At 28.0% G+C, this 17,384-nt stretch carries 15 protein-coding genes; 13 read left to right on the forward strand and 2 right to left on the reverse strand.

What is annotated here, in order from left to right; all coding sequences use genetic code 11:
* The first annotated feature begins 75 nt into the window (after positions 1-75).
* From KQI77_RS03790 to KQI77_RS03820, 7 genes are all read left to right on the forward strand, one after another.
* Positions 76-732 carry an HAD family phosphatase gene (locus KQI77_RS03790; RefSeq protein ID WP_216388524.1) on the forward strand — a complete coding sequence of 219 codons (657 nt, stop codon included), beginning with the start codon at positions 76-78 and terminating at the stop codon, positions 730-732.
* Positions 733-833: 101 nt separating this feature from the next.
* The gene (locus KQI77_RS03795) at positions 834-2,408 is read left to right on the forward strand and encodes a DUF2207 domain-containing protein (protein ID WP_216388525.1); all 1,575 of its coding nucleotides are present in this window, start codon (positions 834-836) and stop codon (positions 2,406-2,408) included.
* Positions 2,408-3,391 carry a radical SAM protein gene (locus KQI77_RS03800; RefSeq protein ID WP_216388526.1) on the forward strand — a complete coding sequence of 328 codons (984 nt, stop codon included), beginning with the start codon at positions 2,408-2,410 and terminating at the stop codon, positions 3,389-3,391. Before KQI77_RS03795 ends, KQI77_RS03800 begins: the two co-directional genes overlap by 1 nt.
* 109 nt (positions 3,392-3,500) lie before the next feature.
* Positions 3,501-5,120, forward strand: coding sequence for a Na/Pi cotransporter family protein (locus KQI77_RS03805; protein WP_253289325.1), 1,620 nt, complete (start codon positions 3,501-3,503; stop codon positions 5,118-5,120).
* A gap of 203 nt (positions 5,121-5,323) precedes the next feature.
* The gene (gene cwlD, locus KQI77_RS03810) at positions 5,324-5,995 is read left to right on the forward strand and encodes an N-acetylmuramoyl-L-alanine amidase CwlD (protein ID WP_216388528.1); all 672 of its coding nucleotides are present in this window, start codon (positions 5,324-5,326) and stop codon (positions 5,993-5,995) included.
* 189 nt (positions 5,996-6,184) lie between these two features.
* Positions 6,185-7,027, forward strand: a complete 843-nt coding sequence (locus KQI77_RS03815) for a fumarate hydratase (protein ID WP_216388530.1) — start codon at positions 6,185-6,187, stop codon at positions 7,025-7,027.
* Positions 7,028-7,040: 13 nt separating this feature from the next.
* Positions 7,041-7,601 (forward strand): Fe-S-containing hydro-lyase, encoded by a 561-nt coding sequence (locus KQI77_RS03820; protein WP_216388532.1) that lies wholly within the window; start codon positions 7,041-7,043, stop codon positions 7,599-7,601.
* 132 nt (positions 7,602-7,733) lie between these two features.
* On the opposite strand, the gene KQI77_RS03825 is transcribed toward KQI77_RS03820, so the two are convergent.
* Complete coding sequence (locus KQI77_RS03825; RefSeq protein ID WP_216388534.1) at positions 7,734-8,594, reverse strand: YitT family protein; 861 nt, start codon at positions 8,592-8,594, stop codon at positions 7,734-7,736.
* A gap of 130 nt (positions 8,595-8,724) precedes the next feature.
* Between KQI77_RS03825 and KQI77_RS03830 the strand changes: the two genes are divergently transcribed.
* The 6 genes from KQI77_RS03830 (at position 8,725) to iadA (ending at position 16,509) form a co-directional block, all read left to right on the forward strand.
* A complete protein-coding gene (locus KQI77_RS03830) occupies positions 8,725-9,459 on the forward strand; it encodes a hypothetical protein (RefSeq protein ID WP_216388536.1) in 735 nt (244 codons plus the stop codon).
* A 97-nt stretch (positions 9,460-9,556) separates the two neighbouring features.
* Positions 9,557-10,240 carry a response regulator transcription factor gene (locus tag KQI77_RS03835; RefSeq protein WP_216388538.1) on the forward strand — a complete coding sequence of 228 codons (684 nt, stop codon included), beginning with the start codon at positions 9,557-9,559 and terminating at the stop codon, positions 10,238-10,240.
* A complete protein-coding gene (locus KQI77_RS03840; RefSeq protein ID WP_216388540.1) occupies positions 10,218-12,047 on the forward strand; it encodes a HAMP domain-containing sensor histidine kinase in 1,830 nt (609 codons plus the stop codon). The genes KQI77_RS03835 and KQI77_RS03840 overlap by 23 nt, the downstream gene beginning before the upstream one ends.
* Positions 12,048-12,266: 219 nt before the next feature.
* A complete protein-coding gene (gene ptsP / locus KQI77_RS03845) occupies positions 12,267-13,883 on the forward strand; it encodes a phosphoenolpyruvate--protein phosphotransferase (RefSeq protein ID WP_216388542.1) in 1,617 nt (538 codons plus the stop codon).
* Between the two features lie 182 nt (positions 13,884-14,065).
* Positions 14,066-15,322, forward strand: a complete 1,257-nt coding sequence (locus tag KQI77_RS03850) for a tetratricopeptide repeat protein (RefSeq protein WP_216388544.1) — start codon at positions 14,066-14,068, stop codon at positions 15,320-15,322.
* A 17-nt stretch (positions 15,323-15,339) separates the two neighbouring features.
* Positions 15,340-16,509: a beta-aspartyl-peptidase gene (gene iadA, locus KQI77_RS03855; protein WP_216388545.1), complete on the forward strand. Its 1,170-nt coding sequence runs from the start codon at positions 15,340-15,342 to the stop codon at positions 16,507-16,509.
* 69 nt (positions 16,510-16,578) lie between these two features.
* Here iadA and KQI77_RS03860 read toward each other — a convergent pair whose 3' ends face one another.
* Positions 16,579-17,154 carry a cell wall hydrolase gene (locus KQI77_RS03860; RefSeq protein ID WP_216388553.1) on the reverse strand — a complete coding sequence of 192 codons (576 nt, stop codon included), beginning with the start codon at positions 17,152-17,154 and terminating at the stop codon, positions 16,579-16,581.
* Between the last annotated feature and the right edge of the window lie 230 nt (positions 17,155-17,384).

Below are 17,384 nucleotides of genomic sequence, written 5' to 3' on the forward strand. Positions count from 1 at the left end.
AAAATAAAACATATCTTATGAAAAATTATGCCTTATAATTGAAATATAATAATTTTAAGTAAGGAAGAAAAGAATATGAATAATAATATTAAAGCAGTTGTTTTTGATATGGATGGCTTGATGTTTGATACAGAGAGAGTATATGTTGAAGCAATGGATTATATAGGAGAAAAAATAGGGCTTGGTAAGTTAGGATATATAGTTAAGAAGACATTAGGAATGAATAAAACTTCATCAAGGAAAGTATGGCTAGAAGAATTAGGAGAAAACTATGATGAAGAGATAATAAATAGAGAAATAATTATATATTATACGGAATACTATAAAAATAATACTGTCCCTGTTAAAGAGGGATTATATGAGTTGTTAGAATTCTTATCTGAAAATAGATATAAGGTGGCAGTTGCATCTTCATCAAATAGAGAAACTATAATGAAACATTTAAGGGAAACTAACATAGACAAGTATTTTAGTGTAATAGTTAGTGGAGAAGATTTTGAAGTGTCAAAACCTAATCCAGATATTTATATAAAAGCTTGTGAACTATTAGAAGAGGAGCCTATAAATTGTATTGCATTAGAAGATTCTAAGAATGGATTATTAGCAGCATATAGTGCTGGATGTAAGCCTGTAATGATCCCGGATTTGTATGAAGCTGAAGATGAAATAAAAAAAATTCTATACAAAAAATTTGATTCGCTAAAAGATGTAGTTAATTTATTAAAACATTGATAAAAAAAGGAAAATAAAATATAATATTTTTAGGTAGTTTATTAGGAAAATAGTAATAGATAAATTTTTTGTATATGTAAAAAGGAAATTGGTAGAGGGATATGAAAAAAATAATAAGTGTTCTTGCGTTAATTTTGGGTTTTGTTCTTATTTTTACCGGGATAAAAGGAGTAAATTTATATGCAAAAGCAAGTGCAGATGAAAAAGTATATAATATTGAACAGGCAAATTTCAACGTTGAGCTAGATGAAAATGGTGATGCATATGTTACAGAAACATGGACTATTAACTTTAAAAAAGGTGAATTTACTCGATTTTATGTTGATAGGCTTACAGATGTAAGTCCAGTTGAAAAATTTGATGCTATTGAATTTTTAGGTTTTTATATAAATGGAGAAGAATGTGAACAGACAAAAGATATAGAGGGAAGACCTAAGGGGAAATATAGCATACAAAACTTTGGAGATAAAGAGGAATATTCGTGGTATTTTAGAGCAAAAAATGAAACTGTTATATTAGAAACTCAATATAAATTAACAAATGTTGTTAAATACAATGATTTAGGATATGCATTATTTTTCTATAGATTTGTAGGAAAGAATTTTAGTAAAACAATAGATGATATGTATATAAATATTAGTGCACCTAACAATTGTGATATAGAAGTAAGAAATAATGTTAAATTAACTGAAGAATCTAGTGATGAAGGAATAAGCTTTAGTGGTTCTAATGTTAATGGTATGGTGAAGATAGGGGTAGCAACAGATAAAGCTGCATTTAGCAATAATATTAAATATCTTAGTCAAGAAGAGATAGATGCAGCAACTACTGATGAAGAAGATTCTTCTATGAGTACAGGAGAATTTTTGTTTTGGTTAGCAATAGCTATAGGTATTATATTTGTTGTAATTAAATCTGTTATAATTAATCCAATAGTTAATATTAGGATTTCAATTTTAGCTAAAAGAGAAAAGTATATTGAGGAAGTATTTGGTGAACTAAGTGACTCAGGTATTACACCAGTTGAAATTTCTAGATTAGCATCTGTTAATAAAATTAGTATGAATGAAGTTAAATTAATCTTTTTAGATTTAGTAAGAAGAGATATTTTATCTATAAGAGATAAAAAAATATATGTTAATACAACAGATAATTTAAAGGAATATGAAAAAATATTGGTTAGTACCATTCTCCAAAAAGCAACTAGAGAAGAGGGCTTAGATTGTTTTGAATTGTCAGGATTCTCAGAAATTATACAAGATAAGGAATTGATAAATTCTATAAGTCAGGCTGTTAGTAGTACTGATATAAGAAAATATAAAAAAGAGTTTAAATTTAAAGTGAAGGTGCTAAAAAAATATTTTAAAAATAATTCTCATGAATATACTCACAATATTATAGAGATATTAGATAAGTATTTAACAGATAATTATATAGATATAAAGAATCTTTACAATATGGCAGTGTGTCAAGGAAGAACTATTATGACAGAAGCAGAATACATGTCTGATATACAAAAAGATTCTGAATACGATTCTAAATATGATTCATTATATTATATGGATTATTATTCAAACTATTATTATAAAAATACAAGTTCTTCTGGATGTTCAAGCTGTTCTAGTTGTTCAAGTTGCTCTAGTTGTTCGAGCTGCGGTGGAGGCGGTGCTGATTAATGAAAGAAAAGCATGTATTACAATGGCATATAACACATAAATGTAATTTAAGATGTTTACATTGTTATCAAGAAGATTACAAGAAAGATCTTGCCATTGAAGAAATGAAAAAGATATTTTATCAATATATTGATTTTCTGCAGGAATGTAATTATAGAGGGCATATAAATATTACGGGTGGAGAACCATTTCTTCATCCGAATTTTTTTGAAATAATAGATCTTTTTGAAAAAAATAATATTACATTTGGAATTTTAACTAATGGGACTTTATTAAATGAAGATATTGTACAAAGACTATCAATTTATAAAAAATTATCTTTTGTTCAAATAAGTATAGATGGAACTAAAAAAATGCATGATTTAATAAGAGGCAAGGGGAATTTCGAAAAATCGTTAAAAGGAATAAAGTTACTACATAAATATAATATTAAATCCATGGTTGCATTTACTGTGCATAAGAAAAATTATAAAAAGCTAAAGTCGGTAATAAGATTTGTGAAGAGAGAAAAAGTAAAGGTTTTTTGGATAGATAGATTAATACCTACTGAAACATATGATGAAATCTTAACTTCAAATGAGTTCTTGAAGGTAGCTAGAATTATGAATAAGGAATCTGAAAAAGCTAAGAGAGAAAAAAATTGTGTTACAGATATAAGAGTTAATAGAGCTCTTATGTTCTTAGGAGGATCTAATACAATATATCATTGTTCAGCAGGAATTACACTTCTTACTATATTAGCAAATGGAGATTTGTTGCCTTGTAGAAGATTACCTATAGTTATTGGGAATACATTAGATAATAATATAATTGATTTATATAAAAATAGTGATACTATAAAATATTTGCAGCAAAATGAGATTCCTAATGATTGTAGAAAATGTTATAAGTCAAGTAAATGTAGAGGCGGATTAAAATGTCTTTCATATGCAGTTAATGGTAAGCTTGGGGAAAAGGATATTAATTGTGAATTATTTAAGTAAAATTTATCGTTAAATCTATGTTAAAAATGTAAAATGTATCTTAACAAAAGAATAAAAATAAAGTAAACTAAATAAGGAAAAAAATTTTTGAATCTGGAGGAGATAGAACTTGGAAGCAACGATATCAACGATCCTTTTATTAATGGGTGGTTTAGGTTTATTCATATATGGAATGAAATTAATGGGTGATGGATTAGAGAATGCAGCAGGAGAAAGCTTAAAGAAGATATTAGAAAAAGTAACAGGTAATCCTATAAAAGGTGTTATAGTAGGAGCAGCAGTAACAGCTATTATACAGAGTAGTAGTGCTACAACTGTTATGGTAGTTGGGTTTGTTAATGCTGGACTTATGAATTTAACGCAAGCTGCAGGAATTATTATGGGAGCTAATATAGGAACAACTATCACAGCTCAAATGGTATCATTTAAATTAACAGATATTGCTCCATTATTTATATTTATTGGTGCAGCCATAGTTATGTTTGCAAAGGGTAAAAGAAGAAAAGAAATTGGACATATAATTTTAGGATTCGGTATATTATTTACTGGTATGGATATGATGAGTTCATCATTAGCTCCATTAGGTGAATCAAAAGTATTTAGACAATTAATAATAGCTATAGGTGATAATTGGTTTATAGGAATAATAGTAGGAGCAGCAGTAACAGCAATATTGCAGAGTTCTTCAGCTACAACAGGAATATTGGTAGCATTAGCTACATCAGGTGCTATAGATATTCATGCAGCACTACCTATTATATTTGGTTGTAATATAGGTACTTGTGTAACAGCTATTATTGCTTCAATCGGAGCCAATAAGACTGCTCATAAAGCAGCGGCTTTACATCTAATATTTAATATAGTGGGAACTATATTGTTCTTACCATTTTTAGGTGTGATGGAAAAGGTTGTTCTTGCTATGGGTGGAAATGTTAAAAGACAAATAGCAAATGCACATACTGTATTTAATGTAGTTAATACAATAGTATTGTTACCATTCTCAGGTTATATAATTAAGCTTATTAACAAGATTATTCCAGGGGAAGATGAGATAGAAAAAGTAGGACCTAAATATATAGATGATAGATTGCTAGAAACTCCTGTAATAGCTGCAGGACAGGTAATGAAAGAAACTATAAGAATGGCAAATAAAGCAAAAAAGAATTTGGAATTATCAATGAATGCTTTTATAAATAATGATATATCTTTAGTTGAGAAAGTATATGAAAATGAAAAGATTATTAACACATTAGAAGAAGCAATAACTACTTATTTGGTACAGCTATCTAAAAAAGAAATTTCTGAGGAAGAAGCAGGTATTATAGCGGCTACTTTCCATGTTGTTAATGATATAGAGAGAATTGGAGATCATGATGAAAATGTAGCTGATTTAGCTGCTGAAAAGATAAATAAAAATGTAGCATATACTGATGAAGCTATAGAAGATTTATATGAAATATATAATTATACAACAACAGCATTAGAGATAGCTATAGAAAGTTATAGATATCATGATGTAGAAAAAGCAAGAAGTATAAGACCTATAGAAGCAAGGATAGATGCTTCAGAAAAGAATTTTAGAGAAAAGCATATAAAGAGATTATATGAAAATAGATGTAGTGCATATTCAGGTGCCATATTCTTAGATTTAATTAGTAATTTTGAAAGAATAGGAGATCATGCTACTAACATATCTGAAAGTGTTATAGAAACATATTCAGAACAATAAATTTTTAATAATGTTAATTTTAAACCTAGTAGATAGAATTAAGATACTATCTATTAGGTTTTTTACTTTATAGGAAGTTGTATGAAATTTAAATTTGTAGATAAATATTTTAAAAATAGTGGTTATGTATTATCAGAATAAGAAAGTAATTTATAAGGAATACTATATATATAATTTGTTTATTAAAGGATGGTGATTGATGTTTGAATATAAAAAAATTACTAATTATATCATTTGCTATAGCATTATTATTACCGTGTTCAGATATAGCTTATGCAAAAAAAGCTAAAGAGAAGACTAATAAAGGGATTATTCTTATAGATCCAGGGCATGGCGGAATAGATGGTGGTGCGAAGTCTGATAATGGAACAATAGAGAAAGACATTAATTTAATTATAAGTAAAAAACTAAAAAAAGAATTACAGCAAGAAGGTTATAAGGTATATCTAACAAGAGAAAAAGATAAAGAAATATCAACTAGAAAAGTTGAAGATTTAGATGCAAGATGTAAGATGAAAACAGAAACTAATTGTGATGTGTTTATTTCTATTCATCAGAATAAATTCCCTAAACCATCTTGTTATGGTGCACAAGTATGGTATGCAAGTAATGATAAGAGCAGCTCTCTTGCAACAAGTATACAAGAATCTTTAAAACAATCAATTAATGATGGAAATAGAAGATTAGCAAAAGAAGCTAAGGATCAATATAGGATACTTAGAGATAATTATGATGGAGCCTGTGTCATAGTAGAATGTGGCTTTTTATCCAATTACGAGGAAGAACAGAGGTTAAAAGATTCTGCACATCAAGATAAAATTGTAGAAGGAATAAAAAATGGTGTTAACCAATATTTTAAAACGAGATCTAAATAAAGATCTCGTTTATTTGAGTGTATAATATAAAATACCTTAAGTATATAAGTTTTCCTGGGAAATATAATGCTTAATATAAAGTATATTAGGGAAAAAGAATAAATTTAGGTATATTTTAGATAAAAGCAATAAAAAAACTTGTAAAACTTAATGAAACAACATAAACTTATTTATGGAGGTGCTATTTTAATGAGGGAAATAAACACAAAAATAATTGAAGATACTATAAGAGATTTATGTATAGAAGCTAATTACTATTTAGGAGACGATATAAAAGAGAGCTTAAAGGATTCTAGAGATAAAGAAAGTTATCCTATAGCTCAAAATGTTTTAGATAAAATAATTATTAATGCAGACATAGCAGCAACACAGGATGTTCCAATGTGTCAAGATACTGGAATGGCATGTGTGTTTTTAGATATAGGACAAGATGTACATTTTGTTGGAGGACTTTTAGAAGATGCAATCAATAATGGAGTTAGAAGAGGATATGTAGAAGGCTACTTGAGAAAGTCAGTAGTTAAGGATCCTATTGATAGAGTTAATACTAAAGATAATACTCCAGCACTTATTTATTACAATATAGTTGAAGGAGATAAAGTTAAGATTACTGTTGCACCTAAAGGATTTGGCTCAGAAAATATGAGTAGAGTAGGTATGCTTAAACCTGCTGATGGGCTTGAAGGAGTTAAGGAGTTTATATTGGAGACAGTAAGGTTAGCAGGACCTAATCCATGTCCACCAATGGTGATTGGAGTAGGAATTGGAGGAAGCTTTGATAAAGTAGCATATTTAGCTAAAAAAGCGTTAATACGACCTATTAATATAAGAAATGATAATAAGTTTTATGCAGATTTAGAGGAAGAGTTACTTCAGAAAATTAACGATATGGGAATAGGACCTCAAGGATTTGGTGGTAGAACAACAGCTTTAGGTTTAAATATAGAAACTTATCCTACACATATTGCAGGACTTCCAGTAGCAGTTAATGTAAATTGTCATGCAACAAGACATAAAGAAAAAACTATATAGGGGGCTTAAAGATATGGAGATAAAGATAGAAACACCATTAACTAAGGAAAAACTACAAGACTTGAAGGCAGGAGATTCGGTATTATTATCAGGAGTAATATATACAGGAAGAGATGCAGCACATAAAAGACTTATAGAATTGTTAGATAAAAATGAAAAGCTACCTATTGATATAGAAAATGAAACTATATATTATGTTGGACCTAGTCCAGCAAAAGAAGGACAAGTCATAGGCGCAGCTGGACCAACAACAAGCTATAGAATGGATCCATATGCACCAAGATTATTAGATCTTGGATTAAAAGGAATGATAGGAAAAGGTGCTAGAAATCAAGAAGTAATAGATGCTATGAAGAGAAATGGAGCTGTTTATTTTGGAGCGATAGGTGGAGCAGCAGCATTGATAAGTAAGAGTATAGTTAAATCAGATATAGTATGTTATGAAGATTTAGGTTCAGAAGCTATAAGAAGATTAGAAGTAAAAGATATGCCATTAGTTGTTATAATTGATAGCAAAGGTAACAACTTGTATGAAATAGGTAAAAATGATTATTTAGATAATTATAAGAAGTAAGTTATTTATTCTGATTAATAACTACAAACAAAATATAATTTCCGAAAGAGTAAAAAAATAAGTTAGCTCAATGTTGTAAATTTACAATAGTTCAAACAGTACAACATTTTAAATGCTAACTTATTTTTTGCTTTATAAGTTTGTAAAGCCTTTTCCTTTTACTTCAGAAACATCTAAAACACTTATAAATGTTTTGGGATCTATATTCAATATAGCTGTTCTTAGTTCTACGTATTGTCTGTTAGTAACTAGGCAATAAAGCATTCTTCTATCACAATTGGTGAATTCACCATGAGCTTTAAGTGTTGTAACACCTCTATGTAAATCTTTAATTATATAAGAGATAACTTGGTCTTCTTTCTCAGTTAAAATAAGCATTAGTTTTTTGCTAGTGAAACCTTTTATTACATAGTTTAAAACCATTCCTTGTATTAAGATACATATAAGTGTATAAAGTGCTTTAGGCAGGTCTAGGAAAAAAGCTCCTAATAGTACCACTATTGCATTAATACCTAAACTAATAGTTCCAATATTAAGATTAGGATATTTTTGTCTAATAATTATATTTACAATATCAATGCCACCAGTAGAACCATTTCTTAAAAAAACAATTCCAAAGCCAAGTCCTGTTAGCATTCCACCAAAGATACAATATAAAAGAACATCATTTATGTTTAGAATGTAAGAAATATTACTAGTAAGCACCAATGTAATAGATAAAGAAGTAGCACCAATAATAGAATATAGTGTAAATCGCTTTGATAACTTTTTGTAGCTTAATATAAACAGGGGAATATTGATTAAGAATGTAGTGTATCCTGTTTGAAAGCCAGTAAGATATTCAATGATAAGGGCAATACCAGCTACACCACCACTTAGAAGTTTTGCATTTGCAAGGAAAAAATTAATACCTATAGAGGCTATTAAACATCCTATAAAAATGATTACAATGTCTAAAATAAATTCTTTTTTGTTTAGTTTTAAATTTTCCATAATTGTACCTCGCGTTGTCTTAATAAGTTGTCAACAATATTATATATTATTAAACATTTAAGTAAAGGTGTTTTTGTTAAATGAATTAAAATGTTATACTATATTTAACTGAAAGGTGGAGATATATAGAATGTTTAGAATAAAATTGCCAGGGAATAATAAAACAAAAGTTATTTTATTAATAATTATGATTGCTTTAGCAATTGGAATAATAGTTAAAGTAGGAATTGATAATAATAAGAAGAGAGATGTAAATAATTCTAATGAAAATAAAATAAATGCAAGCATTAATGAAGATTTAAATCATGAACAAAAAGATAATAAAGAAGAAAAGTTAGAAGAGGAAGAAAAAATAAGTGAAAGGGAAGAAGCATTATATCAAGAAGCTTTTTCTATATTTCATTCAGGTGATTATGCATTAGCTATAAATAAAGCAGATGCACTAATAGCTGAATATCCTAATAGTTATAAAGGATACAATATTAGAGGTATAGCTAAAGCATATAATGGTAATTTTCAAGAAGGAATGGCAGATATAGATAAATCATTATCAATAAATAATAATTATGCATATGCGTTGTTCAATAAAGGACTTAATTATGAATTGTATGGTTATTATGAAGATGCATTATCATGGTATGAAAGAGAATTAGTAATAGAAGAATATTCTTGGGGATATTATGGTATGGCATCAATATATGGTAGATATGGTAATGTAGATAAAACAGTTGAATATTTATCTAAAGCACTAGATACTGCTGATAAAGAAGGCATAAAAGATAACATGATAGAAGAAGCTAAGATTGAAGCTGATTTTGATTCTGTAAGAAACAGTGAAAAGTTTAATAATTTATTATTAAACTAAGAGTTTTAGCATAATTAATTAAATTGTTATAATAATGTATTAAATTTATGATTTAATTAAAATAGAGATATTATAAAAATGATAATGGAGGATAATTATGTATAATATACTAGTTGTAGATGATGAAAAAGAAATCAGAGATGCTGTTGAAATATATTTAAGAGGAGAACAATTAAATGTAATAAAGGCGGAAGATGGGTTAGAAGCCTTAGATATATTAGAAGTTAATCAAATACATTTAATAATATTAGATGTTATGATGCCAAAATTAGATGGAATAAAAACATGTTTAAAGATAAGAGAAAGCAAAAATATACCTATAATTATGTTATCAGCAAAGGGTGAAGATTCTGATAAGATATTAGGTCTTAATGTTGGTGCAGATGATTATATGACTAAACCATTTAACAATTTAGAGTTAGTTGCTAGAGTTAAATCTCAGCTTAGAAGATATGAGAAACCCCTAGATATAGAGAATAATGAAGTGATACGAGTTAGAGATTTAGAGTTAAACACTGTATCAAAGAAAGTTACTGTAAGAGGAGAAGATATAAAGGTTACAGCAACAGAATATAAGATATTATATTTATTAGCATCTAACTTAGGAAGAATATTCTCTATTAAAGAAATATATGAAAAGGTATGGGAAGAACCATTTTATAAAAGTGAAAATACAGTAACCGTGCATATAAGAAGAATAAGAGAGAAAATAGAGATAAATACTAAGGAACCAGAATATATCAAGGTGGTGTGGGGGATTGGCTACAAGATTGAAAAGTAAAATAAAAAGTTATCTGAACAATATTTGGTTAATAGAACTAGTTATGATTTTATGTTCTCTTATGTATTTTAGTGTTGATTTTTATAGAAGCAAGATTGAAGCTAAAGAGTCTGTATTATCAAAAACTATTGAAAGAGTTACCATTCCAGAAAGATATTATGAAAAACAATTTGAAAAAGATATTTATAATATTGGTGAAAAAATATTCAATAACTATACAGTAGTTCAAATATTAACATATGGAGATTTTTATTATTGGAGTGATTCTAAGAATTATCTATATATAGATAATGTGAAAGAAAATGGAGTTAAATTTATAATAAGAAACACTGAAACAGGACAGATAATGACCAATGATGAAAACTTTAAAGAAATAGATGAAAAAGATAATTATATAATACCAACAAAGATAGAATTAGAGGAATATATTAACAGTAAATATAAAAAGGGGATATCTAAATTTTATAGTGATGAAACTGTTGAAGATCTTAATCCTTATTTAGTTAATAGAATAAGGACATTCAGACCTGCATTAGGTCAAGAACTTACTGAAAAATATGATGAATATTACTATACAACAACAGATAATTATTCTAAGTCTGAAATAAAATTATATTATTTATTAGCAATATATATAATAATAAATTTAGCTATAACATTAAAGGTTGTTATGGTATTTATACATAAAAGAGGAAAGGTAAAATTAAGAGGAAATTTTGTATATACAATTTATTATGTATTAAGATATGGATTCTTATATCATAATTCTAGAAGAGGGCTTATTATAACTATTAGTTCTTTGGTAGCATTTTTTGTTTTGTATTTATATTTTTTAGCTTTAGGAGGGTATAAGAACAACATAATTGTAAAAGTGTTTACTTTATATCCATTTAAAGCAGGAATAGTAATAACAACAATTCCTTTTATAGGTATGTTATATTCTATGAAAAAGACTATTGAAATATCTAGATTAGATGAGAAAATTAAAAAAATTAATAATGGAGAAACAGATTATTTTATAGCTCCAGAAGGAAGTCATGAAATTAAGGCACTTATTGAAGATATGCTAAAAATGAAAGAAAAATATAATGGAGTTATGGAAGAAATAATAAAAAATGAAAAGTTAAAAACAGAATTAATATCTAATGTATCTCATGATTTGAGGACACCTTTAACTTCTATAATAAATTACGTAAACATAATAAAAGATAGTGAGTTATCTGAAGAAGAGAGGAAAGAATATATAGAGATTTTAGATGTTAAGTCACACAAGCTTAAGGTATTAATAGATGATTTATTTGAAATGTCTAAAATTAATAGTGGAAAAATACAAATTGAGAGACAAAGAATAGAAGTAATGTCTTTAATTCACCAAGTTATAGGAGAGTATTCATATATGTATGAAGATAAAAATGTTGAATTTGTTGTAGATAGTACTTCTGAAGATATATTTATGGAATTAGATGGAAAGATGATGTCTAGAGTTGTAGAGAATATAGTTATTAACGCATTAAAATATTCATTAGAGCAAACAAGAATATATGTAGATGTTATAGAAAAAGAAGATAGAATTGAAATTTCGTTTAAAAATATTGCTAATTATAATATGAAATTTGATAATGCAGAAATATTTGAGAGGTTTGTAAGGGGAGATAAATCAAGAAATTCTGATATAGAAGGATCTGGGCTTGGGTTAGCTATTACAAAAAGTTTAGTTGAACTTCAAGGTGGAAAGTGTGAAGTAAAAACTGAAGGTGATATGTTTAAGATATATGTTGTTTTACCTAAACCTAATTGTATATTATAATTTTTCAAAATGTTAATAAATCATATCTATAATATATAAAATAATAAAAAATGATCTTTGAGATGACTGTTACGCCAAAAAAAGACAAAAAAATATGAAAAATGTTCAAAATGCACAAAAAGTATTAAAAATAAACGAAATAAGTAGAAATAAAAAGAAAATATGTTATACTAATTATAGTTAAATAATGCATGCTTTAATAAAAAAGGAGGAAAGATTATGAAAAAAGGTGTAGCAGCTTCAAAAGGATATGCAATAGGAAAGGTATTTCTACAAGAAGAAGTAGAGATAAATATAACAGATGAAAAAGTAAGTAACGTAGAGGCAGAAAAAGAAAAATTACAAAAAGCCTTAGACGATGCAAGAATACAATTAGAAAAAATAAAAGAAAAAGCAAAAGTAGAAATGGGAGAAGAGAAAGCAGCTGTTTTTGAAGCTCATATTACATTATTAGATGATCCGGAATTTACAGGAGCAATGACATTAGAGATAGATAACAACAGCATAAATGCTATGAAAGCTGTTGATAATGTAACAAATACTTTCGTTGCAATATTTGAATCAATGGAAGACGATTACATGAGAGAGAGAGCAGCAGATATTAAGGATGTTTCTTCAAGAATTATATCAAACCTAGCAGGAAAAGGTGGAGATGCATTTGCTATAACAGAAGGTAACACAGTAGTTGTAGCACATGATTTAACACCATCAGATACAGCACAATTAGATAGAAGCAAGGTTATAGGATTTATAACTGACATTGGAGGAAGAACATCTCATGCAGCTATTATGGCTAGAACATTAGAGATTCCTGCAGTATTAGGATTAGGGGATATTACAACATCAGTTAAGAATGGGGATTCGATAATAGTTGATGGTATAGAAGGAGATGTAATAATTAATCCTACAGAGGAACAAATAGCTGAATATACTGCCAAGTTAGAACAATTTAAAAAAGAACAAGAAGAATTAAAGAAATTAATAGATATAAAGACTGTAACTAAGTCTGGCAGAAGAGTGGAAGTATGTGGAAACATAGGTAAGCCAGAAGATGTTGAAGGAGTTATAGCAAATGGTGGAGATGGTGTAGGATTATTCAGAACAGAATTCTTATATATGGATAGAGATTCTGCTCCAACAGAAGAAGAACAATTTGAGAGCTATAAGCACGTATTAGAGAGAATGTCTAAACAAGTTGTAATAAGAACTCTTGATATTGGTGGAGATAAGACATTACCTTACTTACCATTACCACAAGAAATGAACCCATTCTTAGGATATAGAGCTATAAGATTATGCTTAGATAGAAAAGAATTATTTAAGGTTCAATTAAGAGCATTATTAAGAGCTTCTGTATATGGTAAGTTATGCGTTATGTTCCCTATGATATCAGGATTAGAAGAATTCTTACAAGCTAAAGAAGTAGTAGAAGAATGTAAACAAGAATTAAAAGCAGAAGGAAAAGAATATTCAGAAGATATTCAATGGGGTATAATGGTTGAAATACCTGCAGCAGCAGTTATGGCTGATGAATTAGCTAAACATGTTGATTTCTTCTCAATTGGAACTAATGATTTGATTCAATATACATTAGCAGCAGATAGAATGAGTGAAAAAGTATCTTATTTATATAATCCAATGCACCCAGCTGTATTAAGATTAATAAAAATGACTATTGATGGTGCACATTCTCAAGGTAAATGGGTAGGAATGTGTGGAGAAATGGCAGGAGATGAAAATGCAATTCCAACATTGGTTGAATATGGATTAGATGAATTCTCTATGAGCGCAACATCAATATTAAATGCAAAGAAAGTAATATTAGAACAAGAATAATTATAATAAAAGAAAATCCAATGTTATTTATGTTAACAAATAACATTGGATTTTTAGTATTTTTGATGTGATATTTGATGCTTGCATACAGAATAAGGATATGCAAGACAATATATATAAATTTAATTGTGGATGATTGTAGTAATGTATTATAATATTGTAAGGTGGAGGGGAATATGGTCATGAAGAAGCAAAATAAACAATATTATAAAGCAACAAAGTACTTTCAAGAAGGTAAAATTGATAAAGCTATAAAAGCTTGTGATCAAGAAATAAGTAATAATTTAAAAAATTCAGCAATGTTGAATCTAAAAGGATTATTATTGTATCTAAAAGGTGACTTAAAAGGTGCAATTACCACATGGAAGATAAATTCAGATTACAATGATGATACAACAGCCAAGAATTATCTTGCGGATAGTAAAGATGATAAAGAAAAAGTAAAATTATTCAATCAAGGACAAGCTTTTTTAGAACAATTAAAGATTGAAGAAGCTTTGAGATTGTTTAATAAATGTGCGAAAAGTGATTTTAACAAATTGAATGTAAGTATTTCAATTGCAAAGTGCTACATAAAAAAGGGAATGTATGATAATGCAGTTGTATATTTAACAAAGGCCTTTGAGATAGATAGAAATAATAAGACAGCTTTAGTTTTAGCTAAGCAATTAAAAGATGTTATGGGAATTAAGCTAGAAATAAATAATAGAAGAAGACCTACATTAAGGTACATAATATTAACTTTTATGATACTTATTTTATGTAGCGGAAGTATTGCTTTGTATAATAATATTAATAAAAAAGATAATAAAAGCAATAAAGTTGAAGACAAAAAGGAAGAAGTAAAAGAAACAAATGAAATATCTAAAAAGGATGTTATAGAAAGTGAACAATCTGGGGAAAATAAAGAAGAAGTTCTAGTAGACAGTAATGAGATAAGGGGCTATATAGAGAATAAGCAATATATGGAGCTATATAATGCCATATTTGAAGTAGATATAAACAAACTTACAGGAGAAGAGAAAGCAATATGTTTAGAAGGAAAGCAAGTGCTTTCAAGTAATGAAGCTCTGAATTATTTCTATGAACAAGGTAATGTTAAGTATAAATCTGAAGATTATAGTGGTTGTATAGATTACTATATGCCAATATATACATATGGTAAAGAAAATTATCTATATGAGCATGCTTTGTTTTTTTTAGGAGTATGCAATGAGAAGAATAGAAATATAGATTCTGCGAAAAGATATTATGAAGAATATTATAATAATTATCCAGAGGGTAGTTATGCAGAAGAGGTATTAAGTATTCTTATAAGTATATATAAGAGTAGGGATTTGGATAAATGTAAATATTATATACAAGAATTACAATCCAGATATCCAAATTCAAAATATAACAACTCATCTATTACTGATCTTTTAGAACAAATAGGATAAGGTCAGGACGTGATTGAGTGATTACAATTATAAAAGGCATTAAAGTTTATTCACCTGAGTACTTAGGTGTGAAAGACTTGGTAATAGCAGGTGGAAAATTCGAAGGAATCTATAGTAATATAGATATTTCTTCGAATTTTCTAGATATAGAAATTATTGATGGTAGAGGAAAGATAGTGTTTCCAGGGTTTATAGACGGTCATGTGCATATATTAGGTGGTGGGGGTGAAGAAGGCTATAATTCTAGAACTCCAGAAATTAAATTTAGTGATTTAGTTGAGGCTGGAATAACTACAGTAGTAGGGTGCTTAGGAACAGATAATATATGCAGAGGATTAGCAGAATTATTAGCGAAGGCTAAGCAATTAGAAATCTGTGGAATAACAACTTATTGTTATACTGGAAGTTATGATATTCCTACAAAAACATTAACATCAAGTATAAAATCAGACTTAATGCTTGTGGATAAATTTATAGGAGTTGGAGAAATTGCACTATCTGATCATAGAAGTTCACAGCCTACGTATACTAGCTTTACAGATGTGTTAGCAAGTGCGAGAGTTGGTGGATTATTATCTGGAAAAGCTGGAATTGTAAATGTACATATAGGAAATGGTAGAAATAGACTTAAATATTTATTTGATGTTATGAAAAAAACAGAAATACCTAGTAATCAGATATTACCTACTCATTTAAATAGAAATAACATATTGTTTAAACAAGGTTTAGAATATGTAAAAAAAGGTGGACTTATGGATTTGACAACAAGCTCGGACCCAGATCATTTAGAAATAGGTGAATTGCAAGCTAGTAGAGGATTAAAAATATATCTAGATAAAAAACTTCCTATAGAGAACTTAACTTTTACATCAGATGGAAATGGCAGTATGCCTATATTTGATGAAGATGGTGAGATAGTTGGAGTGGGTATATGTAAAGTACAATCTCTATATGAAGAAGTAAAAAAAGCGATAATTGAAGAGGATATAGATATAGAAACAGCAATAAAAGTTATAACATCCAATCCAGCAAGAATTTTAAAACTTAGAGATAAAGGAACAATAAGAGAAGGAAATAGTGCTGACTTTGTTATTGTGGATGAGAGAAGCTTAGATATAATCTCTGTATATGCAAATGGTTTAAAGTTGGTTCATGATGGAAAGTGTGTCCGAAAAGAATATTATTAGTATTAAGAAGGAGCATATCCCCTATATTTTAAGAAATAATAATATAGCGAATATGCTCCGTTATTTTGATTAAATTTTAAAAAATACATGTTGACCTATTGGGGTTATATCGTGTTTTTGAACATTTAACATCCAACTACAAGTAGTTATGGATGGATTATAGTAAAATACAGCTTTGTTGGTTGGGTCATTACCTCTAAGTGCTAAATATACTGCATCATAGCAATTCTGATCTGGGTAAGCTATGATTGTATTATTCTTCACACAAGAAAATGCATTAGGTTGAAGAATTACTTCAGATATAGTATTTGGGAAACTACTACTAAATACTCTGTTAAGAACGACAGATGCAACTGCAATTTTCCCTTCAAAAGGTTCGCCTCTACTTTCTGCATATACTAAATCTGCCATGAGATCAATATCGTGTTGAGAAACAGATAATGTATTATTATTAATACAAAAATATTCTAAGGTTTCATCTGTATCTAATATGTCTGATGACTGACTCGTGACACTTTCCTCGTCATGTGTACTTTCTATAATATTGTTCTCTGAATTGCTATCACCTGCTCTTGCTATTGTAGGATTAAAGCAGATACATGAAAGGGCTAAGCAAAGCATAATGTTACATAGAATTTTTTTCATAAAATACCTCCTTAATTAAACCCAGTCAAGACTAGTATTACCTAAGAAAAAATATATATACTATATATTTAAAAAAATTTATAATATACCCTGCATAATTATTGATGGTGAATAATTTATATAAGTACTTTATGAAAAGAAAATGACATAATAATGGAATATAATTTCTAGAAAAGAAGAAAAATAATTTATATGTATAAAACATGAACAGAAAATTAATAAATGAATAT

The sequence above is a fragment of the Clostridium sp. MSJ-8 genome, assembly GCF_018918325.1.
Taxonomy (GTDB): domain Bacteria; phylum Bacillota; class Clostridia; order Clostridiales; family Clostridiaceae; genus Clostridium.